We start from the raw sequence: 23,900 nt of genomic DNA, 5'->3' as shown, positions 1-23,900 counted from the left end.
ATGTCTATATTATTGGACTTATGGAAATAATAAATGCTACTGCCAGCTTTGCTGCGCTCTCTCAAGAAACTCGATTAAAAGCTTTTAGACTTTTGGTTAGTCATGAGCCTGATGGTCTGCCTGCTGGTGAAATCGCTCGCAATCTTGGTGTGCCACATAATACGATGTCGGCTCATTTAGCCGTGCTTGCCCGGGCAGGATGGGTAAGCTCACAACGACAAAGCCGCCAGATTATTTATCGTGCGTCTCTTACGCATGTCGAAGATGTCATTCAATTCTTGTTAAAAGACTGCTGTGCAGGTCACCCAGAGTTATGTGGCTCTCTTTTGGACAGCTTGAGTGCCTGCGATATCAACCCATCCGACAAACCCAACAGCTAAGCTACTATTCTTTTAAGAATACAAACCCTTCTAACACTATAAAAAGGTCGTTATGACACCTATCATTTTTCACAACCCTAATTGTGGTACGTCTCGCAATACCTTGGCCATCATGAAGGCTTCAGGCGAGCAACCGAACGTCATTGAATACCTCAAAACACCGCCTACTCGTGAATATTTGATTGAGCTGTTAGGCTTGATGAAACTTTCACCGCGTGAGCTTCTACGCCGTAAAGGTACGCCTTATGATGAGTTAGGTTTAGACGACCTTGTATTGTCTGATGATAAGCTTATTGATGCAATGATGGCGCATCCTATTTTGATAAACCGTCCTATTGTGGTGACTGATAAAGGCGCAGCATTATGCCGACCTTCAGAGCGGGTATTTGAGCTATTGCACCATCCAGTGAGTCGTTTTACCAAAGAAGATGGCGAAATCGTCCAATCTACTAAAGACAACAGTCTAGATCCCTTTGTCGATTTAACTGACTTACCAAATATAGATGCAGTAGAGCTGCAACCGATTGATATTGATGCTTTGATTGGTGCAAATGATCCCCGTCATCCACCAAGAATATTGGTGCTCTACGGCTCTTTACGTGAACGCTCGTTTTCTAAATTAGCAAGTGAAGAAGCGAGTCGGATATTGCGTTGGTATGGTTGCGAGGTGCGTACCTTTGATCCTACGGGTTTACCATTGCCTGATAGTACTGATGCTAATCATCCGAAAGTACAAGAGTTACGTGAGCTAGCAGCGTGGTCTGAGGGCATGCTATGGGTTAGCCCTGAGCGCCATGGCAGTATCACTAGCATCATGAAAGCGCAGATTGATTGGATTCCACTGTCATTAGGTGGCGTTCGACCGACTCAAGGCAAGACGCTGGCAGTAATGCAAGTCAGTGGCGGCAGTCAGAGCTTTAATACCGTCAATCAGCTGCGTATCTTGGGGCGCTGGATGCGTATGATTACCATACCCAATCAGTCGTCTGTTCCGAAAGCTTTTTTAGAGTTTGATGACAATAATCGTATGCTTAATTCGCCTTTATATCAGCGTATCGTTGATGTGTGTGAGGAATTAGTGAAGTTTACGTGGCTCACACGTGGTCGCTCCACTTATCTAACCGATCGTTATTCTGAACGGGTGGAAAGTCGTGAGGAAGTATCACAGCGTGTAAATCAAAAATCACTCTAAACTCAAGCGTATCTAACGTTAACCTTCTCTAATACCATTGTTTTATTAAGGCACCTTTATGCTCGCATTAGCGATTTTTATTGTCACTTTGACTTTAGTCATATGGCAGCCAAAAGGACTGGGTATCGGTTGGAGTGCAATGGGCGGCGCAGTAGTTGCCCTGCTTCTAGGGGTGGTGCAATTATCAGATGTGGCTATCGTCTGGAATATCGTCTGGGATGCCACCTTTACCTTTGTCGCGCTTATCATCATCTCATTGATATTAGATGAGGCTGGATTTTTTGGCTGGGCAGCATTGCATGTTGCAAGATTAGGTAATGGTCAAGGTCGGCGACTGTTTCCCATGATTGTTATTTTAGGCGCATTCATTGCTGCCTTTTTTGCTAATGATGGGGCGGCGTTATTGCTTACTCCTATTGTCATTGCCATTTTGCTGCGCCTTGATTTTGCACCCAAATCAGCTTTAGCCTTTATCATCGCTACTGGCTTTATTGCCGATACCGCAAGTCTGCCATTAGTAACGTCTAATCTAGTCAACATCGTTAGCGCTAATTATTTTGATATTGGTTTTGGTCGCTATGCAGCAGTCATGGTGCCAGTGAATATCGTATCTGTTATCTCAACGCTACTGGTATTATGGCTTGTCTATGCGCGACATATTCCGAAGCATTATTCAATGGATAGTCTAAGCTCACCGCAATCTGCTATCAAAGACCCTTTGGTTTTCCGAGCGGCCTTCCCAGTATTGGCCTTATTACTCATCGCTTATTTTGCCACTGAGTCATTGGGACTAGTGATTTCGTTGGTGACTAGTATCGCAGCACTAGTGCTAATAGCAATCGCAGGCCGCTGGTGGCAAGGCGGTCGTGATACCAAATTTTCTGTGACCCATGTCCTACGCAAAGCGCCATGGCAAATCGTGTTGTTTTCAATCGGTATGTATTTAGTGGTTTATGGCTTGGGTAACGCAGGACTCACGGCATATGGCGCGCAAATACTAAACTGGTTAGGACAGCAAGGTAACGTCATTGCGACGGTCGGAACAGGCTTTCTATCAGCTATCGTCGCCTCAGTCATGAATAATATGCCGTCAACCCTCATAGGAGCGCTGGCGATTGATAGCGCCCAAGTTCCCACTGCAACGCGTGAGTTGATGATTTATGCCAATGTTATTGGTAATGATTTAGGGCCAAAATTCACCCCAATTGGAAGTTTAGCAACATTATTATGGCTACATGTACTGGCGGAAAAGGATTATAAAATCAGCTGGGGTCAGTATATGAAGATTGGCTTATTCATAACACCGCCAGTACTACTCGTAACGCTTTTAGCTTTAGTATTTTGGTTGCCTATGTTACCCAGTATTTAAGTAAGCGGTCATTCTTATAGTACGGTGCCTGTATAGGGAACCGAATCAGTGAAGGTACCTAATTGGTTCCTTATGGATATGCCCAAAACATATATGCTTAATACTATTAAAAAAATAGAACCCACTTAATCAGATCAGTAACGATTCTAATTAAGTGAATTTAGTGCCTATCATGGGTGCAATGATTTGCCAAAGTGATTGTTTGATATCTTAGCGAATCAAAATGACTGGCGACAGCGTCTTAGCAATGATCTTTGTCGTAGTACTGCCAACAAATAGCTGTTGGAATTTAGAATGGCCATAAGCACCAATGACAATAATATCGACCGCATTTTGCTGCTGAAAAGCCAATAATCCATCAACAGCATCAGAGGCAGTTAAATGATGCGCTTCTACTGTAAAGCCTGAAGTTGTTAATTTCTCGGTAGCCATTACTAAACTGTGTTTGGAGGTCGCATCATCATTACCTATCATGACGATATGCCCTTGCAGACCTTTTAACAGTGGACTTTTCGCAATCATATCAACGGCTTTAATGGCTGTTTTACTGCCATCAAATGCTATCATATAAGAATTGGGCGTTTTAAACTTCTCTGAGCAAATCAACACTGGCACGCTGGAAGCGCGCGCCACAGTTTCGATTTGACTACCGATATTGATTCGGCTGTCTTTGTGATCTTCGCCGCGTCGTCCCATAACGATGACACGATTTTTGCTATTGAAGTGCTCAATCGCTGGCAGCAGTTTGCCGTGACGTTGATAGATTTTCACATCCACGCCATTAAAGCTACTTTGAATGTGGCTTTTTGCATCTTTCACCAAAGCATTACTATAGCTATTCGCGACTTTTGCTCTTTGCTCGTCCAGCTGCGTAAGTTCTTCTAGCAGAAACTGACGACTATTAATGCCTATTGCGCCTGATAAATCGCGTCTGTTTGAAGCAGGAACGTCACTGACATGTAGTAAGCCTACTGGTAGATTCAATCGGCTCGCATACCATGCTGCATAATCACAAACTGACTCCGTTACGGCTGAACCATCGATACACGCTAAAATATGCTGTTCTGTGTTCATAATTTGTCCTTAAATTTCAATTTGAAGTGTCCATGTCACTAAAACGAATAGGCTTTATGGACACTATTATTAGTAAATACTATTAATGAGCGCCCAAACTCTGCTCAGCGTCAGGTTTGTCATGAACGCCGAATTTTTCTATCATCGCTTGGCTTGCTTCATTCAGACCGATTAGTTCAACCTCAGTACCTTCACGGCGAAACTTAATAATCACCCGATCAATCGCGGCAACGGCTGTCACATCCCAGAAATGCGCTTTTGATACATCAATGACGACCTTGGTTATAGACTCTTTCACATCGAACGACTCAATCAAGCGCTCTGATGATGAAAAGAACACTTGACCATCCACTTGATAATAACGCGTTCGTTCTGCTTCATCTAATTGCGTATGCACGCTCATATAGCGTTCGATTTTACTGGCAAAGAATAGAGCTGATAACAGCACACCAATTAATACGCCATATGCTAAGTTATGAGTCGCAACTACCACAGCAACGGTGGTAATCATAACGATGTTACTTTGCAGCGGCTTGGTCTTAAGCTCCTTAAAAGAACCCCAGTTAAACGTACCTATGGCAACCATAATCATTACAGCCACTAATGCTGCCATTGGAATAATCTTTAACCAATCACTTAAAAATACAACGAGAAGTAATAAAAATACACCCGCCACTAATGACGATAGACGTGTGAAACCTCCTGATTTTACATTGATGATAGATTGACCAATCATCGCACAGCCTGCCATACCACCGAAAAAGCCACTGACGATATTGGCAATACCTTGCCCCTTGCATTCTTGGGTACGATCACCTTTGGTATCGGTCAAGTCATCCACAATGGTCATAGTCATCATAGACTCAAGCAAACCGACGATCGCAAGACTGATGGAATACGGCAAAATAATCAGCAAGGTGTCTAGATTCAGAGGAATATCAGGTAGCAAAAATATCGGCAAGGTATCCGGCAGTTGTCCCATATCGTTGATGGTACGTGCTTCTGCACCTAAGAAAATAGCGATCGCTGTCACCAATACAATACTGACCAGCGGTGAAGGAATCATCTTACCGATTTTGGGAATGTACGGATAACCATAGATAATGATTAAGCCCAGCGCCACCAGACCATAGACGTGGACTAGATTTGAGCCTGCTTGCGGCATAAGCTCCGGAATCTGTGACATAAAAATCAAAATAGCCAAGGCATTGATAAAGCCAAGGATGACAGATTGCGAAACGTACTTCATCAAATTACCCAGCTTCAAAAAGCCAAAGATAATCTGTATCACCCCTGTCAAGACACTGGCTGCTAGCAAATACTGCAAACCATGCTCTCTCACCAGCGTGACCATGAGTAATGCCATCGCGCCGGTTGCGGCTGAAATCATCGCCGGACGTCCGCCAACGAAAGCAATCACTACGGCAATACAAAATGAGGCGTACAATCCAACTTGGGGATCAACACCGGCAATGATCGAAAAAGCAATGGCTTCAGGGATAAGGGCTAGAGCGACAACCATACCAGCTAGGACATCGCCTCTAACATTGGATAACCAATGTTCTTTAATAGTAGTTAACATGTTTAACTCAGTTTTTATGAACTGCTTTAGTCTGTCAATAATCGCGATATCTGAGCTAAGAGATAGGAGATATCCAAAATAAAAGGTCTGACACATTTCTAGCTAGGCATAATGCCTATCAAAAAATAGATATAAAAATGTGAACCATCGTATTTAGCGCGTTATTGTCATAACTTGCCTTTAATAGCTTGCTCTTAATGACTCGATAGATAAATCGATTATAGATACAAACATTAAAGCAGTGCGTGTGCACAGGAAAAAGCGTAAGACGCTCTATGAAAGAGTAATTGCTATAGGGAGCAATCATTTACTGAGGAGGGGTACAACTAGGGTGGCGTATTCATCTTTGTAGTAAACGACTTTTATAGATTAAAGGAGTAATATTTCTCGTAATTCTAACATACATAGCACCAGTCAATAAAAATATTTGGCTATTACTCCCATAACAGTACTTATAGAAATCAAAAATAACTCAATATACCTATAAAAAGTCACTGCATGTACACAACGGAGTACATTCTCATAATTTTAATATCTTGATTTACTAGTGCATATAGCACACAGACAAAGGATCAAGTCCTCACTAGGAGACTTTCCTGAAAAGTGTGTAAGTATTGCTATAAGCTAAATGACAGTTACACAGAATCTGGAATGGTCTCCTGACCGGCAAGTATCTCAACCATAAGATACTTATCCAATAGAATTAAGCTGCACTATTTAACAGTTAATGTCTAATTTTAAGCATTCTGATTTATTAACGGAATTATCATTAAAGTTTATGCCAATCTTCAATCGCTTTGTACCCAGTTTCTAGTCCTACATCATAGCTATAACGAATTTTAGCTTTATCTTTAGATAATCGACCCGCCATATTTTTCAAGTCGGGTGGGCAAACTTCTAAAAACTTCTGTGGTGATGCAGAATGTAAAAATTGCACCGCATCATTATAACGTTGGGTTCGTGTTAATAAGCTTTGGGCAAAACCATATCGTTGCTTAGAAAAATATTTAGCCAACAGCTGATCGCCCTTGCGACCTGCTTTATAGTAATTGTGAGGACGAGTACGGATCACCATTAGCTTAGCAACACGATCTTGTTGAGCGGCCCAATGCACAGGCAAAGCATCAGCTACACCACCATCGAAATAAGGTTCGCCAAATATCTCGACCGCTTGACGAGTCAGCACTGGTATAGAACTTGATGCTCTTAATCCATCCAAAATATTGTCTTTACAGGCTTTAATATAGTTAGCTTCACCTGAAATAGCGTGTGTTAGCACCATGTAAAACTCAGCATGACTGGCAAATAATTGTGCCTGATTTAGTGGATGCTCTTGTTCCACCACGTCCCACATCCACTTTAGATCCAGTAAGTCCCCACCTTTAAGGAAACGACCATAATGGATAAATTCAGGTCGAAGTGAATGATCTAAGTAAATCTGCAGGGTGCGACCTTGTTGCGCAGCTAAATAGTTAGCAACGTTCGTTGAGCCTGAGGACACCCCCACACAAAGATCAAAAGGATTAAATTGTTGTTGTAAAAATGCGTCTAAAACACCACTGGTAAATGCGCCACGCATTCCACCACCTTCAACTACAAGTGCTTGTCGATGTTGTTTAAGCATTGAAAACCTCGAATTCTTGTAAATACTACCTTTTTAACTTAACCATTACATAGAGTAATTAAGTGAAGCGCCTCGAGTATATCGGAGGCTGATACTTTTCCAAAGAACCATCTTAAACTACCTAGCTCCAAATTTTACTCATTCAAATAAAGCTCAGCCATCCCGTCGAGCCTCGCCTTCACCTCTTCCCAATTCGGCATCACCTGCGTCATTAGTCGCCAGAAGCGCTCACTGTGGTTGTACTCAGCTATATGACACAGCTCATGCAATATCACATAATCAATGCATTCTTTTGGTGCTTTGACTAAGTGCGGATTGAGGATTAAATTACCTTTATTTGAGCAGCTTCCCCATTGTTTTTTCATTACTATTAACTTCAATGAAGGATTATTTTTTACCCATGAGGCCTTATGTATCAAGGCCTCAAGCCTCTCTCTAGAGACCGACGTAAATTTATCTTTATACCATTTATCAATCAAGCTTTTCACGAGAATCGCTCGTTTTTCAGCGTCTAATTCAGAATCATTTTGAGACAATTCTACATGTAACTTACCGCGACTGAGCTTCACCGTACTGTTTATCACATCGTTAGTTTTTGCATCGGTTATCACTTTTAACACATAACGACGACCCAGATAAAACTGGGTCTCACCACTGATATAACGTTTAGGCAATACGTGATCTTGTTGCTTTGCAAATTCTTGTAGGCTTTGCCATATCCAGCGAGCACGCTTCATCATGGCGTCATGTATTATCTCGTCACTGGCATCAACAGGCGCTGTGGCGACTACACGCTGATCAGGATGTACCTTGATGACCACTTTGCGAGGTTTGCTCTTTTCGTTAATAAGCGTATCGCTTCTAGATTTATTTTTTGTGTCTTTACGCACGACTTCATAATGGATCTTATCTTCACCATAATAAAAGTTGCCTGTCTCAGTCATTGCCTACTACCCTCTTGCTGCTCGTGGGCTACTTGTCTCTCTCGACAGCCCAAGTCGGGTAATCTTTAGCACCTCTTCAATGAGCTGTTGCGCTTTATCAATACCCAAGTCAGCAAACAGCATTGGCAATAATCGTCTATTAATCGCATTTTCAATTTCACTGGCATTGATGGAATATTCCGCCACATTCGTTTTGACTACTTCATCAATCTCAAAGGCGTAAGCGACCAGCTTGTCATTATCTAGCTCTTTATCCGCTAAGAAATCAGCGTCAAATAAATGCTTAAACAAACCAAAATAAGCCTGAGCATGTTTATTTAATTTGCCATTGTCATCGATAAATTCATTCGGTACATCAGCAACATCGCGGTCTTTGACGGCCTGCTCAAAGTCAGCAAACATCATGTACTGCTTCACGGGTGCATCGAACATCGCTTTAGCTTCTTCAATGGCTTTTTTTAGGAGCTTAGAGAAGTACTCTTGCGCATACGGATCATCAGCCAAATCTTGCTCAATCATCTTAGTCACACGACCTGTAATTTTATCGGTTTGGTTGCGTGCTTCATCATCACTGAGCGCTTCGGGCTTAACATCCTTGCCTAAATTGCCGACCAAGTAAGCCCCTTTCGCCTCTTTAACCTCAAGCCCTGCAATGTGCTTATCAAGTAAGCTACGAATATCCGCTTCATACTCATCATAGTCGATGGTTTCATCAGCATCTTCACGGACTTGCTTACGTAGATTGATAAAGGCTTTTAGATCGGCTTTGTAGCGATCACGCTTGCTATCAAATGATTTATCTGCAAAGAAAGATGCTGATTGCAGCGCAATCTTCATGGCGTTAGAAAACTCGGTCAAAGCCGCATAAAAGTCATCACGTTCTTTAAGCTTGGTATCGACTACTCTGCCATCGATATCCTGCATCTTAGGTGCTAGCACTTGCCTTAGCGCTTGCCCATCCTGTTTGTTTTTTACCGATGAAAAGATAGCCCACAGCTCGCTATGTAGTCTTGGCAGCTGCTTGTACTCAGTATCCATGGCGTTATACAGACCTTTGAGGTCTTCGATATCAAAGCCACCTTGCGTACGTTCCGCTAAGTCTTGATATTTCTCAATGGTGATATCCAGCTCTTTTAGGATGCCACGATAATCAATCAGATAACCAAAACGTTTCTTCTCATGCAAGCGGTTCACCCGTGCAATGGCTTGAATGAGGTTATGCTGCTTTAAAGGCTTATCAATATATAAAACGGTGTTCTTTGGCTCATCAAAGCCCGTTAATAGCTTATCAACGACGATCATAATGTCAGGACCATCGTCCTGACTAAAGGCTTCTATGATGGCTTTGGTATACGCTTTTTCATCACCGCCGAAGTCTGCGGCGACATTATCTTGCCACCATCTTTGTACGATGTCTTTTGATTCGCCATCGACAGTGTCATGCCCTTCACGGGTATCAGGTGGTGACATAGCGACCACTGAGGTCACTTTGCCAATCTTATCTAATGCCATTTTATAGCGAATAGCTGAGGCTTTAGAGTCACAAGCCAACTGACCTTTTAGATGCTGCTGTTTAAAGTTTTGGAAGTGATCAGAGATGTCATGAGCGATCAGCTCGATACGTCCCTCAACCTGATAGATTTGACCTTTTTGGGAGAACTTACGTTTGAGGTCACTCTTTTGATCATCAGTGAGCTTTTGGGTAATACGGTCAAACCAGCTATCTATGGCTTGATCATTGGTATTAAGCTCAGGGATACGCTCTTCATATAGTAATGGCGTGACGGTTTTGTCTTTAACCGCTTGCTGCATGGTGTAGGAGTGAATGATGCTGCCGAATTTATTCTCAGTCTTATCATCTTTTAGTAATGGCGTACCCGTAAAGGCAATAAAGGCAGCGTTTGGCAAGGCTTGCGCCATACGGATATTGTTCTCACCATTTTGGCTACGGTGACCTTCATCGACCATGACGATGATATTGGGGCTGTCGTTATAGCACTCATCATATTTAACGGCTGAACCAAACTTATTAATAATTGAGAAAATAACCCGCTCATTACCCTGCCCAATCTGCTGCGCTAGACGGCGACCAGAAGTTGCCATCGCATCCGTTTTGTCGCGATCACTAAGCACACCACCAGAAGCAAAGGTTTTACTAAGCTGAGTTTCAAGATCAACACGGTCAGTGACGACAATAACACGGCACTTCGCGAGCTCTTCTAACCAAATGAGCGCCTTGGAGAAAAACACCATAGTGAAAGATTTACCACTGCCTGTAGTATGCCAAATCACTCCACCCTCACGACTGCCCTTTTCGTCAAAGGTGCTAATACGCTCAATCAGGGCTTTGATACCAAAGACTTGCTGATAACGGGCAACGATTTTGCCAGCCTTTTTATCAAACAAGGTAAACATACGCGTCATCTCAAGCAAACGCTCAGGCTTTAATAAGCTGACAATTAAGCGGTCTTGATCGGTGACGACTAGATCACCGCCATCAATCAATGACTGATATTCATCTTTAATAAAGGCAGGACGATGGGCAAACAGATTCTCAATCTGCTCAGGACTGAGCGCTTGATTTTTTAGACGGGCAAACTCAGGCTCAGAGAACTCTTCTTCGACCCATTTTGCCCAAAACTTTTCAGGCGTACCGCAAGTGGCATATAGACCGTCATTACCATTTACCGCTAGCAGTAACTGGCTATAGGCAAACAGGTGCGGGATTTGTTTTTGGCCTTGATTACGGATGTGCTGGGAGACGGCTTGCGTGTTGGTTGATTGCCACTCTCTACTCGAGTCAGGACGTTTGGCTTCAATCACTGCCAACGGTAGACCATTTATGAAGCAGACGATATCAGGAATGATATTACCTGTCCCTTCAGCATTCTGTACTACCAGCTCTTCGGTAAAGTGAAAGCTATTATTATCGATATGATTCCAATCTATCAAGCTGATGGTTTGCGAGGTTTTTTTACCGTCGATAAACTCAGTCACCGTCACGCCATAGAGCATGGCGTTATAGAGCTTTTCATTGGCGAGTTGCAAGCCTAAGTTCATCGCTGGGTTTAGCTCGTGCATGATCTTATCAATGGCACTGTCGGATAAATGATGCGATGTGCCTTCAAACATAAAGGTTTGCTTGGCTAAGAACGCACGCATGATGGGCAATAACACCACTTGGTTGGTGGCTTTATTAGCATTCACCTGATTAGCGAGCAGCTTATTGCTACGCATGGCATTGCATTGGTTAGGTGGAATAAACTCATAGCCGAGTGTAGTAAGTAAGGTTAAGGCAGGAATTTTTGAGCTGAATTCTTCGGCGAAGTTGAGGCTTTTATTAAAATTAGGGTTGATCATATCTGCCAACTTTATACATAGCGTTTGTTTGGTTGCTTGTTTGGTTTTATCGATTGTAGCCCAAACACCATAAAAGATGTCATAAAAAAGGCAAAGAAAAACCGCCAAGGTTGCGCGTTACCCAAAGGGCACTAAGCGTGGCGGTTATGTTGGGTATAGATTAGTTGATTACTGAAAATGTGTCAATAAACCTCTTTATAAATATTTTCGCAAATGGGTAAAGTTAATAGCTTCTATGCCATGCCCTGCTGCAAACCCATATAAATCAAGATCGGCGGTTAATAAGACACATTTATCTAAATGGCAAATATCAAATAACGCAGCATCCGATAATCCTAGCTTAATAAAGGCAGGGCTAAGTATGATTTGCTTAGCGGATAAATACTTTTCATCGACTGTAACAACAAACTGACTCAGATAACCAAATAGTACTTGCCGCTTTTTTCCTGTGAACCAATCGAGCAAATTCGCAGTTTCTGTCAAGACTTGGGCCGTAGTAATAATAGATTTAAAACCCAGTAAAGTCTTATCCAATATCTTAGCATCAGCTGTCGTGTATGCTCGTGTACGACTAAACTTTTCAACTTCCCCATCGCCAAGCTGAGCCACCAAATACATCGTTAACAGATTGGCATCAAGCAAAACTCGTTTCGACTTGTCAATATAATAATGCGTCACTGTTAACCTACATCACGTATTAACATACCTTTAAAAGCCCCATCTTCGGCACCGATACGAAACGTTTTATATTCGCGTAAGGTTTCTTTTTCTATATTACTTGGCGCAAACGCACTTATTGCTGAAAAACGATTCGGTGTGGTTTCCGTCGTTTTTACTCGATGAGAGTCATAGCCTAAAGTAATTCGCCATTCATTGTCAGACTCTTCAAATACGACTTCTTCTAGTCCTAGATTTTTGATGTTCTCGCCTTCAAACAAATCTACCGCAAATTGTCTAGCAAGTTTTACAGCTTCGGTGACTTCAATCATGTTATCCGCTCCTATTAACGTTTCATTTATTCTAAACTATTTAGATGCGCTAGGGTGGCTGAAACGTACTCTACCTAATATCAGCTTTCCCCATCAACCACCACCCGCTTCTTACCCGTCAACAACACCTGCATCAGCGCCTTTTTTTCTTGCTGCAAATCAGCCAATTGCTGCTCAAGCAACTCAATTTCTTTATCAGCATTGGTTAATACGGTGGCAATTTTTTGTTGTTCTTTATAGTTTGGAATAGAAAGATTTAACGATTTAATATCATCGCTATTTACCGCTTCAAAAGTACTACCTTGCGAATAGCGTTCCCACTTCAGCTCAAAAGATAAAAGCCACTGATATAAGTAATCTTGAGAGTGGTTTTTCTTAGCTTTTATGGCAGCAATACCACGTCCAATACAAGCATTATGATTGGATAGTGCAACTGTGCCAACTGGTGCTCTGACACTAAATAAAATATCATCAACATGACATTCTTTAGTTATTTGTGACGTATAAATTCTTGGTGCTGATTTTCTATTTTTAATATCTGCATTACCTTGGAGCAAAGGCAGACCGTCCCCAATCTCATTATAGGCATCAGATTTTGGAGAAGAACCCATTGTGATTTGGGCTATTTCCGATAACTTAACCTCTTCCCACTCACCCTCAAACGGTTTCCCCTCATCATTAAGCAAACGCTTCTTACCCGTCAGCAATTGTTGCATCAACGCTTTTTTCTGTTGGGTACTATTGTCAATCAAACGCTCAGTGGTGCTAATCGCCTTATCCCAAGTGGATAGGATTTTGGCAATTTTTTGTTGTTCCAATATAGGAGCTAAAGGAAACTCTATCGAATAAAAATCTTTATGATTTAAGTCTGGAATAGTACTCGCACCAGCTTTTGTTAAAATTAAATGTTGGATTCTCGGTGAACGTAGATAATTCACTAGAAAAGTTGTATTAATTCTATTTTTATCAAAATCCATCAAGAAAAAATTATTATGAAATGCACCTTCAACACCTGTGACAACAATCCCTGTATTACCAGTGCGCGTCATTAACACATCGTCTTTACTACAAATTACACGTTGTGAAGGAGCTTCTACATACTCACGAACCTGATCTGTTTTCTTAATTGATTGAATAGTAATGTATTCTTTTGATGTGCTAGTTGGCGATGTTAACCGTTCAGAAATAGCGATTTGCAAACCTTGTCTTACTTTCATAACATCAGAAAGTTTAACTCGTTTCCAATCTTTAGGGATTTCTCCTAATTGTGAAGGCTTAAGTAAATTAGGCACCATAACCCAACTCCTTTAAAAACCCTGCCATCTCATCCTCTAACAGGTTTAACTCGGCTTTAAGCGCTAAACGCTCAGAACGTACTGCATCTAGATCAATCTCTGCCTCTTCCTCAAACGTATCGACATAGCGTGGAATGTTTAGGTTAAAGTCGTTCTCTTTAATCTCATCAAAGCTCGCGAGATACGCGTATTTATCGACGCTTTCACGCGCTTTATACGTCTCAATGACTTTAGCAATATTGGCATCGGTGAGCTGGTTTTGGTTTTTACCCGATTTAAACTCATTGCTGGCATCGATAAACAACACCGTATCATCTGTTTTATTCTTTTTGAACAGTAATATCGCGGCTGGAATACCCGTCCCAAAGAACAGCTTTTCGGGTAAACCAATCACCGTATCGAGCAAGTTTTCTTCTATGAGTTGCTGACGGATTTTGCCTTCACTAGACGCACGGAACAGCACGCCATGCGGTACGACCACGCCCATGCGACCAGTCGCAGGTTTGAGCGTTTCGATCATATGACTGATAAACGCATAGTCGCCCTTGGTCTTGGGCGGTACACCGCGATGGAAGCGACCATAGGGATCGCTACTGGCATCGTCATGACCCCATTTATCCAATGAAAACGGCGGGTTGGCAGTCACCACATCGAACTGGAGTAAGTGACCGTCACTGTCCAATAACAGCGGATTACGGATGGTATCGCCCCACTCGATTCGGTGGTTGTCCTCACCATGCAAAAACATATTCATCTTGGCCAGTGCCCATGTCGAGCCAATGGCTTCTTGACCGAATAGCGCGTACTTCTTAGAATTTGAGTTTTTGCGAACCATCGCCCCGCATTTGATGAGTAGCGACCCTGAACCACAAGCAGGATCACAGATCTCATCGCCTTCCACAGGCTCAAGGATAGTCGCCAGTAAGTTCGATACTTCGGGCGGTGTATAAAACTCACCAGCCGTTGCGCCACTACTGGCGGCAAAGTGCTTGATTAAGAACTCGTACGCATTACCAATCACGTCCAAGCTACCAACACGCTCAACGCTTAGGTTAAGAATATCTTTGCCAAAGTCTTCTAATAGGTGGCGTAGTAGCTCGTTCTTTTGCTTTTCTTGACCCAATTTATCGGTGTTAAAGCTGATATCTTGGAAAACGTTTTTGAGCTTGGTGCCGTTAGCTTCTTCAATCGCGTGTAACGCCTCGTCAATACGTTGACCGTTGCCCGGCTGATGACGCTGCTCGTATAGATCCCAAAAGCTCGCACCTTCAGGCAATACAAAGCGCTGCTTTGCCATCATGGCGTGGATCAGCTCGGGGTTATCCCCAAACTGTTCGACCAGCTTGATGTACTCATCACGGTAAACGTCAGATAAGTACTTGAGGAACAGCATGGTTAAGATAAAGTCTTTATAGGTATCGGCGCTGATGACCCCGCGAAAGGTGTCACAGGCGTTCCATACGGCTTTATTAATATCGTCTTGATTGATTTGGTTGGTGGTAACAGTAGTGCTGGCGGACATTGATGATTCCTTAACGCGCTGGAAAATTGTTAATCGTTATAGTAAACAATGATAGTTCGATTAATTCGTTTTGCTTGGAAGTATAGCGCACATTACTGTTTCGAATAAGGCGTAATGTATTGCCGTTAGTTGGTCTAAGAATATACCAAGTCGACTCTAAATAAAAAAATAGCGCCCAAAATAGGCGCTATGTTTTATCATTCTGAATAATGATTTTCAATCACGGTATAGATAGAGTTCGTTGGCAAAACAGCTCCTTGCTCTCATACATTTCGAATAACGTCTACTATCTTAATCATGCGCGGCTTGCCATGCCCCCATTGAACCTAGGTAGATATCAATATGCTCAAAACCACGACTGGCAAGCCACCCTGCCGCTATTGTCGCTCGTGCACCGCTGGCGCACATCAACGTATAGTGCCGACTTGAGTCAAGCTCATGCCAACGCTCGTTAAGATGTCCGACATAGATGTGCTGTGACCCTTCAATTGCATTGGCATTTCTCTCGTCGATATCGCGTACATCAAGCAATGTCCAATTCTCAGCTTCAGTTAGACGGTCTTCAACCTCAGACGTATTGATCATAGGGGTTTGTTGCATCTGCTCACCCTTAGCAGCAGCAGGAACGACACCCACATAGCCGCCCACCACATTGTCGAGGGCGATTCGTACTAGATGTTCCATCGCAGTGGCAAGCTGCTCTTCATCAGACGCAATCAATGCCAAACTTTGTCCTTCTTCAATAAACCAACCAGCAAATGCAGGAAGCATATTTACAGGTAGACTCATAGACCCATGCAGGTGACCTGAGGCATAAGCCATTGGTTCACGAATATCGATAAGATGATCGGCACCGCAGCTATTAAGTTGAGCAAGCGCAAGATTATGAGGGCGCATAACGACTGGTGGGGCTTCACCACCTTCCATATTTAGTCGCTCCATTAACCTAAAGTAAGGTGGTTGGTAATGGTTTTCGCTCACTTTAAAATCAATAAAGTCATCACGGTCTGTAATTTGTAAACGTGGATTGTTCAATCTTTCGTGGCCGACGGTAGAGAACTCACGCTCTGCCATCCCTGAGCCACAGACTGACCCAGCACCGTGAGCAGGATAAATAATGGCTTGATCACCAAGCGCTAGAATATCTTGTAGTGAGTCATAAAGCAGGCCTGCCACTTCTTTGCGGCGATCAGGATAGAAGTCAGTACGACCAACATCTCCCACAAATAGCGCGTCGCCAGTAAAGACACCAACTGCTTTGTCTGGGTAGGCGGTATCAAATAGAGCATAAGCAAGGTGGTCATCAGTATGGCCGGGCGTTTCTAATACGCGAATTTCAAGTTGACCAATAGTAAAGCAATCACCATTACGCGCCGTCTTAGCATAGACAATTGGTCGCTCTGAATTGGGACCATGTAATACAGTGGCTCCTGTCATTTCTGCCAAAATTGGTGCACCAGAGACCAAGTCTTCATTACGATGAGTCTCAAAAATATGAGTGATCCGAAGTCCTGCTGCGCGTGCCTTTTCTACATATATCGCGCAGTCACGACGCGGGTCTATCACCGCAGCCTGACCCCCAGAACCCACTAAATAAGAGAGGTGTGAAAGCCCAGGTGTTTTAATCTTTTCTAAAAGCATCATTGTATCCTTATTATTATTATAATTGAAACCAGACGGCTGCTTTCAATAGTGAGTTACCATTAATTAGCTAAACATCAAAGAGTTATGTGAACTCGTTAAAAGTACCATACTATTTTAACGGTTATCAATATACAATAACATATATTAACCTAGTTAACTTGTAGGTACCTATACTAGCGAATGCCATTTCACAGTAATCCGTATCTGTTTCAAATTGCTTATCTCTTAAAGGTAGGTAGTAGTTTTGCAAAAGCAAGCTATTGTCACTCTATCTACTCCTTCTCTATGCTAAAGTCTGACCAACTCTATCAATATATTATTTTATATAATATTACATCGATTAAAACTATACTTGTACGTATAGAATTTAGTCGGATTATGTCTTTGTTAAACCAGATAGGATCGTCTCTGTGAAACTACCTCTAATAAAATTTGCCAGTTTAATCGGTGTTGTATCTTTGGCTACCACTGCCTGTGCTCAGCCTAGCGCCAATGATGCCACGAGCAAAAATGTCAGCTATCCTGCAGTAAGTGGCCAAGCAGCTGACACGATAAGCCAGTCCATCGACAGCCATTTGCGCCAAGTGCTAACGCAAGCAGGTATCAAAACGCAGATTTCCTCTATTGTGCCATCGGGTTTACCCAATATGTATCAGGTAAATCTGGCAGGGCAAGCACCGCTACATATAACCAAAGACGGTAAATACGTCATTCAAGGCGAGCTACAAAAGAACCCCAGCAAGCGGGTAGTGACCAAAACGTTGCCGCGCAGTCATAGTGAGCAAATAGGTCAGCCAGTCAGTGCAACCGTCAAATCGGCAATGCTTGCCAATATGGATGCGCTCAAAAACATGAGTGCCAAAACACCATTTTTTTACACTGCCGTACCGGGCGTGATTTGGGGTGCCACTTTAGAAGGCGTGCCTTTTTTACTCTCAGATGACGCGCAATATGTCACCGATGGCGAGATATCCGTCATCGAAAATGGTCAATTTGTGGGTCTGGACACAGCATTTGAGCAACGCAAAAATCAGTCAGTATTGGCGACTTTGAATGACAAGCAGCTGATTCGCTACCCCGCCACCAGTCCTGAAAGAGCCGTGATATACGTGGCTGACGACGTCAACTGTCCGTATTGCCGCCGATTGCATCAGCAAATACCCATGCTCAATGCAAAAGGCGTGACAGTCAACGTGATTGGCTATCCGATATATGAGCAGTCACCAGAGCAAATGCGAGGCATCTGGTGCCAAACTGATGAGGACGGTCGTCGTAAAGCGTTTGATAAAGCCATGTTGCAAGGTGAGATGACGACTGCACCTGCCAGTTGTAACATCGATCCCATCACGCCAAATCGCGACAAAGCTGCGGCCTTAGCCGTGATGGCGACACCGGCTATTTATCGCGAAGACGGTGTGCTGTATCAAGCAAGTTTTGAGAGTCCGGAGTTTCTAGAGTTTTTGGGCGTAGAGTAGTCAGCTATTTAGACTATAATTCTCCTAACAGATAAAAAAACAAACCGCCCTGTGAACCATTGTCACAGGGCGATTTTTGGTTATGTCGGTAGGTGCTTAAGGCCGAACGATATTAACGATTTTCCAGTTGATCAGGGTGTCGCACTATACCTCTATGGTAAGCACTAGCCTTTGGCTTGATCATTTATGTCGAATCAATTTATATAGCAGAAGCATTGTATTTATAGATAAAAGCATTACAGAGCTTAACTAAAATCAGCCTTGAGGACTTTGTGCCATCTGACGACAGTATTCAGCTAAATTATTTGGCAAGTCCTCAGGGCAAACACCACATTGCTGGTTGCCAGGAACTGCGTAGTCAATAAATTTCGGATATGGCAGGTTTAGATTATTCATGATTACCCTAAACTCTTCGAGTGTTATGTCCCCACCTAGCCTTGGATTACGCTTTTTTTCCTGAGCGATTGAAGAGACACAGCGCTCTTTATAGTCGTGTGCAGGATAGACCAGCGTCTCATCTGGTAAAGAAAATAGCTTTTCGCGCACAGAGTTGTATAAAGCGTCGGCATCACCGTGCTGAAAGTCAGTTCGACCACACCCTTCAATAAGTAGAGCATCACCAGTAAATACACGCTCATTAAAGAGATAAGCAAAATGTCCTGCAGTATGACCTGGAGTATGCAATGGGTGCAAGGTAATGCCAGCAACTTTAAAGGGTATGCCTTCTTCTAGCCCAACATCCGCACATGCCAGTCGGTCATAAGCAGGTGCAGCGATCTTACTGCCAACAGCGCGCTGCATCTCTAGGGCTGCTGTGATGTGATCTGCATGAATATGCGTATCAACAGTGTAGGCCAGTTTCAGACCTAATTTATGCACCTCAGCTAAGTCGCGCTCCATCGTTGCAATGACAGGATCGATCAGAATCGCCTGCCCTGTATCCTCATCCCCTAGCAAATAGGTATAAGTGCTCGAAAGATGTTCGTATAACTGCCGAAATATCATAATAAAACCTCTTTTGATAATTTAATATGAACAGTAGTAGGACGTGTCATTAATTCAACCAGACCATGCAAGAAGCTAGATGAATCACACTGAAAAAAATGACGAGCTAATTTGTCATATCAAGCAGCAATCGCACGGTACTGCTTAATCTTGGCATAGAAGTTTCTTATCAGATACCGTGCCTTACAAAGCTCTTTATCACAGTTTCTTGGCTGTAGTCAGTCGGTGACATTTAGATGGTATAACAGCACTACCTTATAAGAGCTAATAAGGACAAAGACTGGCCCAATGGAGATGCGCCTAAAGACGTACGTCGATAATAGAATTAGAGCTCAAGTATTCTCTCAAAAGAACAAGGATTTTTTATCATTTTTATACATTGATCTATTTATCTAAAGCGTACTGTTAGGTGGCGCTTAATCTAATTAATGATCATGCTGAAAGTGATTAAAATTTTCTTGTTCAACTATAATCTGCTTTATCTTTAAAGTTCGACACGTTTTGCTAAGAACAGTTTTTTAATGATAATATGTATTTGAAATTAGATTCTCAGTTAAAAATATCTTGTTACAAATAATGGGAAGAAAAATTCTGTTATTCGCTTTCCATCCGATACTTGAAAGATGTTGGTCTAATTGTTGGTCTATACCTATTAATATTTATAAAAAATAATTTAAAATCAATTACTTAAATTACAAGTGCGACTTCCTCCTTCACCGCCAATCTTAGTTATTCCCTGGTTTCCTGTCTTGTCCTACCCCCTCCTAAATATCCCTTAAAAACTTTTAAGATAAATCTTATAGTTTTCTCATGCTTGTTTTTCTGATATCACCTTCTACGATTTCCTTATCACTAAATTTACATTAATGGATGATTTCTTCAACCTTAAACTGCTTTAACTCTCTCTTCCACCCTTATCATTGAATTTGTCTTTCCTAGTAACAACAATGAGACGTTATCTCAAAACAGGGTGCGTTATGATGGGATCAAACAGTCTCTTATCAAACACGCTATAGCGTCCAAACTAATATCCCATAGAAGATCCATTGAATATATTGCCTTTAAACAATCGTACACCCCTGCCAAAAAACTTCATGATGCCAGTGCGAGTTATATTAACCATTATCGGTAGCCTTATAATCGTCGACTGTATGATTTTGATGGCAGTAGGTAAGGTAAATTTTGGTTCTGTTGTACCCTTTTTAGTAGGTATGGTGTTTGTTGCTCATGGTATTTTTTGGCGTAATATCATAAGATTTATCTACCAAAATCGTTGGTTAAACCGTCTGTGGTATGGGCTATGGATGGTGTTTTTTATCTGGTTGATCAGTTTTGGCATTTTTGTTTATGCATTACAGCAGCAGATTAAACAAAGTGCTAAACCCGTACCTGAAGTCGCTGCCATCATTGTGCTAGGGTCAGGTACGGTCGCAGGCAAACCCACACCAACACTTGCCAAACGCTTAGATACTGCTGCGCCCCTTATCGATTCACAAAAAAGCGCGCTAGTCATCACTAGCGGTGGTATAGGTTTTGGTCAGACACGTAGCGAAGCCTATATTATGGCAACCTACTTGTACGATACATATGACATTCCTCTTAAGCATATTTTGCAAGAAGGTCAAAGCACGAGTACAGCAGAAAACCTTATTTATAGCCAAGAGATATTAGCGGCAAAAGGCATTTCTATTAAAGCGCCCATCGCTATCGTGACCAGTGATTTTCATATTATTCGCGCCGCAAACATCGCTCGGCATCAAGGCTACGTGCAACCTATTATGCTTGCCAGCCCTACTCCGTTATCCATCCGCTATAACGCGTGGTTTAGAGAGTACTTTGCCTTTGTCAGCGGTTGGCTTTTTGGAGAATACTAGACGGTTTTCATAGTACTTCTCTTTTTGATTAGTTAAAGCGATTGATACTTTTTAGATATAAAATAATAATAAGGGACGCTGTTATGATCGTAGATATTTTGTTGACGATACATTTTATCCTACTGATACTGATTTCTTTACGGGTCTTATCTCGCCATGATTTGACCTCGCCTGCCAGATTAGCATGGATTGTCATCCTGTTTATTTTGCCTTATTTTGGCGTGCTGATTTACTGGATGTTTGGTGAAGTGCATTTGGGTCATGACTTTGGGCAAAAACGCGACGATATCATTAAGCGATTAAATACTCATAGTCCAAGCGTTCTTGGTCATGAGACGACGTTAGAGAAGATGATCAAGCCCGCTTATCAAGCTTCCTTTGCTTATGCAGCAAAAGCCACCGGTTTTCATACTATGGAGGGTAATCAGGCAGAGCTCATGGCAGATGCAAGCGAAACACGCAGACGCATGATTGCTGATTTTGATGCTGCAACAGACCATATCCATGTGCTGTATTACATTTGGCTTGTCGATGGCATGGGTATTGATACCGCGCAAGCTCTCATCCGAGCAGCAAAGCGCGGCCTTACTTGTCGAGCAATGGTTGATGGCATGGGCTCACGGAAGATGGTGAGCTCAAAGATATGGCAAGAAATGCAAGATGCTGGCGTACAAGTCAGTGTAGCTCTCCCACTGACCAACTTTGTAAAAGTAATGCTGTTTAGCCGTATTGATCTGCGTAATCACCGCAAAATTACCGTTATTGATGGCAAAATTGGTTACTCTGGTAGTCGTAACTGCGCCGATCCTGAATTTATGGTAAAGCCAAAATATGCTCCGTGGGTCGATATTATGCTGCGTATCGAAGGACCTGTGGTCGCGCAGAATCAGATGTTATTTGCCAGTGATTGGCTGATTGAAAACCCAGATACTTCGCTTGATAGCTTTTATTATGATAGCACGCCAAAGCCTAATGGCTTTCCTGCCCAAGTTTTTTCAGATGGTCCCACTCAGCGGCACGGTACCACGCCACAGTTTTTGGGTGCTTTGATTAGCCAAGCGCAAGAGACGCTGATTATCTCTACGCCTTATTTCGTGCCCGATTATTCACTCATCAGTATTTTATGCGCTACCGCCTATCGCGGGGTTGAATTGATGATGGTTTTTCCAAAAAATAACGATTCCTTTATCGTTGCCGCGACCAGTCGCAGTTATTATTGGCAATTGCTCGAAGCGGGCGTAAAAATTTATGAATATAAACCAGGCTTGTTACACGCCAAGACCTTGACGATTGATGGTGAAATTAGCTTAATTGGCTCGACCAATTTAGACTTGCGTAGCTTTGATTTGAATTATGAGAATAACGTTGTCTTTAGCGATAAAAAGCTGACGGCGGATATTATCGAGCGCCAATACCTATATATCGCTGATTCAGACGAAGTAACACGTGAAGAGGTCAAAAACTGGCCACTATCTTCTAGGATTTGGAACAACATCATTGCTACGATGGGACCTGTTTTATAAGCCTTTTACTTTAAGCCCATCAGGTTATTTTGTGAAGTGTCTTGATAAGATGACATAGCGATAAGTAAACTTATAAGTTAGTTGTTTTCTGCAAAATATATATGACAAACTTGGCTTCAGTTGCAAATGTTTCGGTTGCAACTGAAGCTAGTAGCGCTTGTCTTTTTTCGGTATGCGCACGATATGCATAAGGAGTCATAGTCAGCAAATCAGCCAAATTATCTGCTGATAATTTTAACTCAGTACTGACATTATAAGTGTTAAGCAGCGTAAAATATGGCGCTAATTCCTGCAAAAACTTGTCAGAATCGTGCTCACGGACATCGTCAAACAAAGCCTCACGCATCGTTGCTAAATGCCCGATATCTGGCTTAGCAATGATTAAATAACCCTCATCGCTTAATACTTCATTGAACGCTTCTGGCAGAATGGGACTAAAAATACTGCTAATCCCATTGATACTTTGCGCACGCAAGGGCAAATGAGCAGCACTGGTTACTAATGGATAAATCACTGCTGTTTCAATACCATCGTTCTTATCTTGCTGATTCCAAAGAGAACTTGCTGCCTTGCTCGCTTTTGCAAGCTCTACTATGGCAGGTTTACTAATATCTGCCGCAATAAGTGTATCCATACCCGTCTGAGCCATCGCTTGGGTGTAATAACCTTCGCCGCAACCGATATCTAGCCAATTGACTGGTTTACCAGTTTGTTCAGATGGCAACTCGTTTTTTGCTAATAGTTCCACCATTTTTTGGCAGATCAGTGCCTGTAATGGCTGATAATGCCCTGCATTTAAAAACCGTTTCCGTGCCTCAATGGACGCTTGACTATCACCCGGTGCTTTAGATTTTTTTTGTTGGACAGGTAGCAGATTAACGTAACCCTGACGCGCCACATCAAAAGGATGCGCAGTTTGTTTTGGGTGCAAGCTACCATCACAGCGCCATGTATCGATTGCGGGCTGCAGTGGCGACTGACAAAGGGGACAAATAAATAAGGACACAGGCATCTCAAATCATAGCAATATGGCTGTTATTTTACCAAA

18 protein-coding genes and 1 pseudogene are annotated in these 23,900 nt (G+C 42.5%); 7 read left to right on the top strand and 12 right to left on the bottom strand.

The window, feature by feature from the left end:
- Nucleotides 1–20 precede the first annotated feature (20 nt).
- From JMX89_RS08805 to JMX89_RS08795, 4 genes and pseudogenes are all read left to right on the top strand, one after another.
- Nucleotides 21–380: an ArsR/SmtB family transcription factor gene (locus tag JMX89_RS08805; RefSeq protein ID WP_102076267.1), complete on the top strand. Its 360-nt coding sequence runs from the start codon at nt 21–23 to the stop codon at nt 378–380.
- A gap of 52 nt (nt 381–432) precedes the next feature.
- Nucleotides 433–765: pseudogene (arsC, locus tag JMX89_RS12815) on the top strand (arsenate reductase (glutaredoxin)); the annotation flags it as partial.
- Nucleotides 766–816: 51 nt separating this feature from the next.
- Nucleotides 817–1,572, top strand: a complete 756-nt coding sequence (gene arsH / locus JMX89_RS08800) for an arsenical resistance protein ArsH (protein ID WP_227673065.1) — start codon at nt 817–819, stop codon at nt 1,570–1,572.
- A gap of 58 nt (nt 1,573–1,630) precedes the next feature.
- Complete coding sequence (locus tag JMX89_RS08795; RefSeq protein WP_201551390.1) at nt 1,631–2,941, top strand: arsenic transporter; 1,311 nt, start codon at nt 1,631–1,633, stop codon at nt 2,939–2,941.
- Nucleotides 2,942–3,151: 210 nt separating this feature from the next.
- Here the strand turns inward: JMX89_RS08795 and JMX89_RS08790 are convergent, their stop codons facing one another.
- The 10 genes from JMX89_RS08790 to JMX89_RS08745 all read right to left on the bottom strand — a co-directional run bounded on the left by JMX89_RS08790 (nt 3,152) and on the right by JMX89_RS08745 (nt 16,975).
- Complete coding sequence (locus JMX89_RS08790) at nt 3,152–4,015, bottom strand: universal stress protein (RefSeq protein ID WP_058025517.1); 864 nt, start codon at nt 4,013–4,015, stop codon at nt 3,152–3,154.
- Nucleotides 4,016–4,097: 82 nt separating this feature from the next.
- Nucleotides 4,098–5,597, bottom strand: a complete 1,500-nt coding sequence (locus tag JMX89_RS08785; RefSeq protein WP_058025518.1) for a SulP family inorganic anion transporter — start codon at nt 5,595–5,597, stop codon at nt 4,098–4,100.
- A gap of 769 nt (nt 5,598–6,366) precedes the next feature.
- A complete protein-coding gene (locus tag JMX89_RS08780) occupies nt 6,367–7,221 on the bottom strand; it encodes a patatin family protein (RefSeq protein ID WP_198328257.1) in 855 nt (284 codons plus the stop codon).
- Nucleotides 7,222–7,355: 134 nt separating this feature from the next.
- Entirely contained in the window at nt 7,356–8,165 is an 810-nt protein-coding gene (locus tag JMX89_RS08775) for a M48 family metallopeptidase (protein WP_201551388.1), read from the bottom strand.
- Nucleotides 8,166–8,171: 6 nt separating this feature from the next.
- The gene (locus JMX89_RS08770; RefSeq protein WP_201551386.1) at nt 8,172–11,525 is read right to left on the bottom strand and encodes a type I restriction endonuclease subunit R; all 3,354 of its coding nucleotides are present in this window, start codon (nt 11,523–11,525) and stop codon (nt 8,172–8,174) included.
- A gap of 195 nt (nt 11,526–11,720) precedes the next feature.
- Nucleotides 11,721–12,203 (bottom strand): hypothetical protein, encoded by a 483-nt coding sequence (locus tag JMX89_RS08765; protein ID WP_105244345.1) that lies wholly within the window; start codon nt 12,201–12,203, stop codon nt 11,721–11,723.
- Between the two features lie 2 nt (nt 12,204–12,205).
- Nucleotides 12,206–12,514 carry a hypothetical protein gene (locus JMX89_RS08760; RefSeq protein ID WP_201551384.1) on the bottom strand — a complete coding sequence of 103 codons (309 nt, stop codon included), beginning with the start codon at nt 12,512–12,514 and terminating at the stop codon, nt 12,206–12,208.
- An 80-nt stretch (nt 12,515–12,594) separates the two neighbouring features.
- A complete protein-coding gene (locus JMX89_RS08755) occupies nt 12,595–13,809 on the bottom strand; it encodes a restriction endonuclease subunit S (protein ID WP_201551382.1) in 1,215 nt (404 codons plus the stop codon).
- Nucleotides 13,799–15,331 carry a type I restriction-modification system subunit M gene (locus tag JMX89_RS08750; protein WP_201551380.1) on the bottom strand — a complete coding sequence of 511 codons (1,533 nt, stop codon included), beginning with the start codon at nt 15,329–15,331 and terminating at the stop codon, nt 13,799–13,801. Before JMX89_RS08750 ends, JMX89_RS08755 begins: the two co-directional genes overlap by 11 nt.
- A gap of 291 nt (nt 15,332–15,622) precedes the next feature.
- Complete coding sequence (locus JMX89_RS08745; RefSeq protein ID WP_265088687.1) at nt 15,623–16,975, bottom strand: MBL fold metallo-hydrolase; 1,353 nt, start codon at nt 16,973–16,975, stop codon at nt 15,623–15,625.
- Between the two features lie 410 nt (nt 16,976–17,385).
- On the opposite strand from JMX89_RS08745, the gene JMX89_RS08740 reads away from it, so the two are divergent.
- Nucleotides 17,386–18,450: a disulfide isomerase DsbC N-terminal domain-containing protein gene (locus JMX89_RS08740; protein WP_201551378.1), complete on the top strand. Its 1,065-nt coding sequence runs from the start codon at nt 17,386–17,388 to the stop codon at nt 18,448–18,450.
- A 255-nt stretch (nt 18,451–18,705) separates the two neighbouring features.
- Here JMX89_RS08740 and JMX89_RS08735 read toward each other — a convergent pair whose 3' ends face one another.
- Nucleotides 18,706–19,455 (bottom strand): MBL fold metallo-hydrolase, encoded by a 750-nt coding sequence (locus JMX89_RS08735; RefSeq protein WP_201551376.1) that lies wholly within the window; start codon nt 19,453–19,455, stop codon nt 18,706–18,708.
- Nucleotides 19,456–20,549: 1,094 nt separating this feature from the next.
- Here JMX89_RS08735 and JMX89_RS08730 point away from each other — a divergent pair.
- Together JMX89_RS08730 and cls are read left to right on the top strand one after the other, a co-directional pair.
- Nucleotides 20,550–21,329 (top strand): YdcF family protein, encoded by a 780-nt coding sequence (locus JMX89_RS08730; RefSeq protein WP_201551414.1) that lies wholly within the window; start codon nt 20,550–20,552, stop codon nt 21,327–21,329.
- Between the two features lie 83 nt (nt 21,330–21,412).
- Complete coding sequence (cls, locus tag JMX89_RS08725) at nt 21,413–22,852, top strand: cardiolipin synthase (protein WP_201551374.1); 1,440 nt, start codon at nt 21,413–21,415, stop codon at nt 22,850–22,852.
- Between the two features lie 70 nt (nt 22,853–22,922).
- Here the strand turns inward: cls and JMX89_RS08720 are convergent, their stop codons facing one another.
- Nucleotides 22,923–23,864 carry a putative RNA methyltransferase gene (locus JMX89_RS08720; protein ID WP_201551372.1) on the bottom strand — a complete coding sequence of 314 codons (942 nt, stop codon included), beginning with the start codon at nt 23,862–23,864 and terminating at the stop codon, nt 22,923–22,925.
- Between the last annotated feature and the right edge of the window lie 36 nt (nt 23,865–23,900).

Source organism: Psychrobacter sp. DD43, assembly GCF_904846555.1.
Lineage (GTDB): Bacteria > Pseudomonadota > Gammaproteobacteria > Pseudomonadales > Moraxellaceae > Psychrobacter > Psychrobacter cryohalolentis.
This window is presented reverse-complemented; position numbering and strand designations above follow the sequence as displayed.

What these genes read in the sequence shown, in the direction of transcription:
- JMX89_RS08805 (WP_102076267.1), top strand. Translation starts at nt 21, where the DNA reads ATGGAAATAATAAATGCTACTGCCAGCTTTGCTGCGCTCTCTCAAGAA.
- JMX89_RS08775 (WP_201551388.1), bottom strand. Translation starts at nt 8,165, where the DNA reads ATGACTGAGACAGGCAACTTTTATTATGGTGAAGATAAGATCCATTAT.
- JMX89_RS08750 (WP_201551380.1), bottom strand. Translation starts at nt 15,331, where the DNA reads ATGTCCGCCAGCACTACTGTTACCACCAACCAAATCAATCAAGACGAT.
- JMX89_RS08770 (WP_201551386.1), bottom strand. Translation starts at nt 11,525, where the DNA reads ATGATCAACCCTAATTTTAATAAAAGCCTCAACTTCGCCGAAGAATTC.
- JMX89_RS08760 (WP_201551384.1), bottom strand. Translation starts at nt 12,514, where the DNA reads ATGATTGAAGTCACCGAAGCTGTAAAACTTGCTAGACAATTTGCGGTA.
- JMX89_RS08790 (WP_058025517.1), bottom strand. Translation starts at nt 4,015, where the DNA reads ATGAACACAGAACAGCATATTTTAGCGTGTATCGATGGTTCAGCCGTA.
- cls (WP_201551374.1), top strand. Translation starts at nt 21,413, where the DNA reads ATGATCGTAGATATTTTGTTGACGATACATTTTATCCTACTGATACTG.
- JMX89_RS08795 (WP_201551390.1), top strand. Translation starts at nt 1,631, where the DNA reads ATGCTCGCATTAGCGATTTTTATTGTCACTTTGACTTTAGTCATATGG.
- JMX89_RS08720 (WP_201551372.1), bottom strand. Translation starts at nt 23,864, where the DNA reads ATGCCTGTGTCCTTATTTATTTGTCCCCTTTGTCAGTCGCCACTGCAG.
- JMX89_RS08730 (WP_201551414.1), top strand. Translation starts at nt 20,550, where the DNA reads ATGATGCCAGTGCGAGTTATATTAACCATTATCGGTAGCCTTATAATC.
- JMX89_RS08735 (WP_201551376.1), bottom strand. Translation starts at nt 19,455, where the DNA reads ATGATATTTCGGCAGTTATACGAACATCTTTCGAGCACTTATACCTAT.
- JMX89_RS08755 (WP_201551382.1), bottom strand. Translation starts at nt 13,809, where the DNA reads ATGGTGCCTAATTTACTTAAGCCTTCACAATTAGGAGAAATCCCTAAA.
- JMX89_RS08780 (WP_198328257.1), bottom strand. Translation starts at nt 7,221, where the DNA reads ATGCTTAAACAACATCGACAAGCACTTGTAGTTGAAGGTGGTGGAATG.
- JMX89_RS08745 (WP_265088687.1), bottom strand. Translation starts at nt 16,975, where the DNA reads ATGATGCTTTTAGAAAAGATTAAAACACCTGGGCTTTCACACCTCTCT.
- JMX89_RS08785 (WP_058025518.1), bottom strand. Translation starts at nt 5,597, where the DNA reads ATGTTAACTACTATTAAAGAACATTGGTTATCCAATGTTAGAGGCGAT.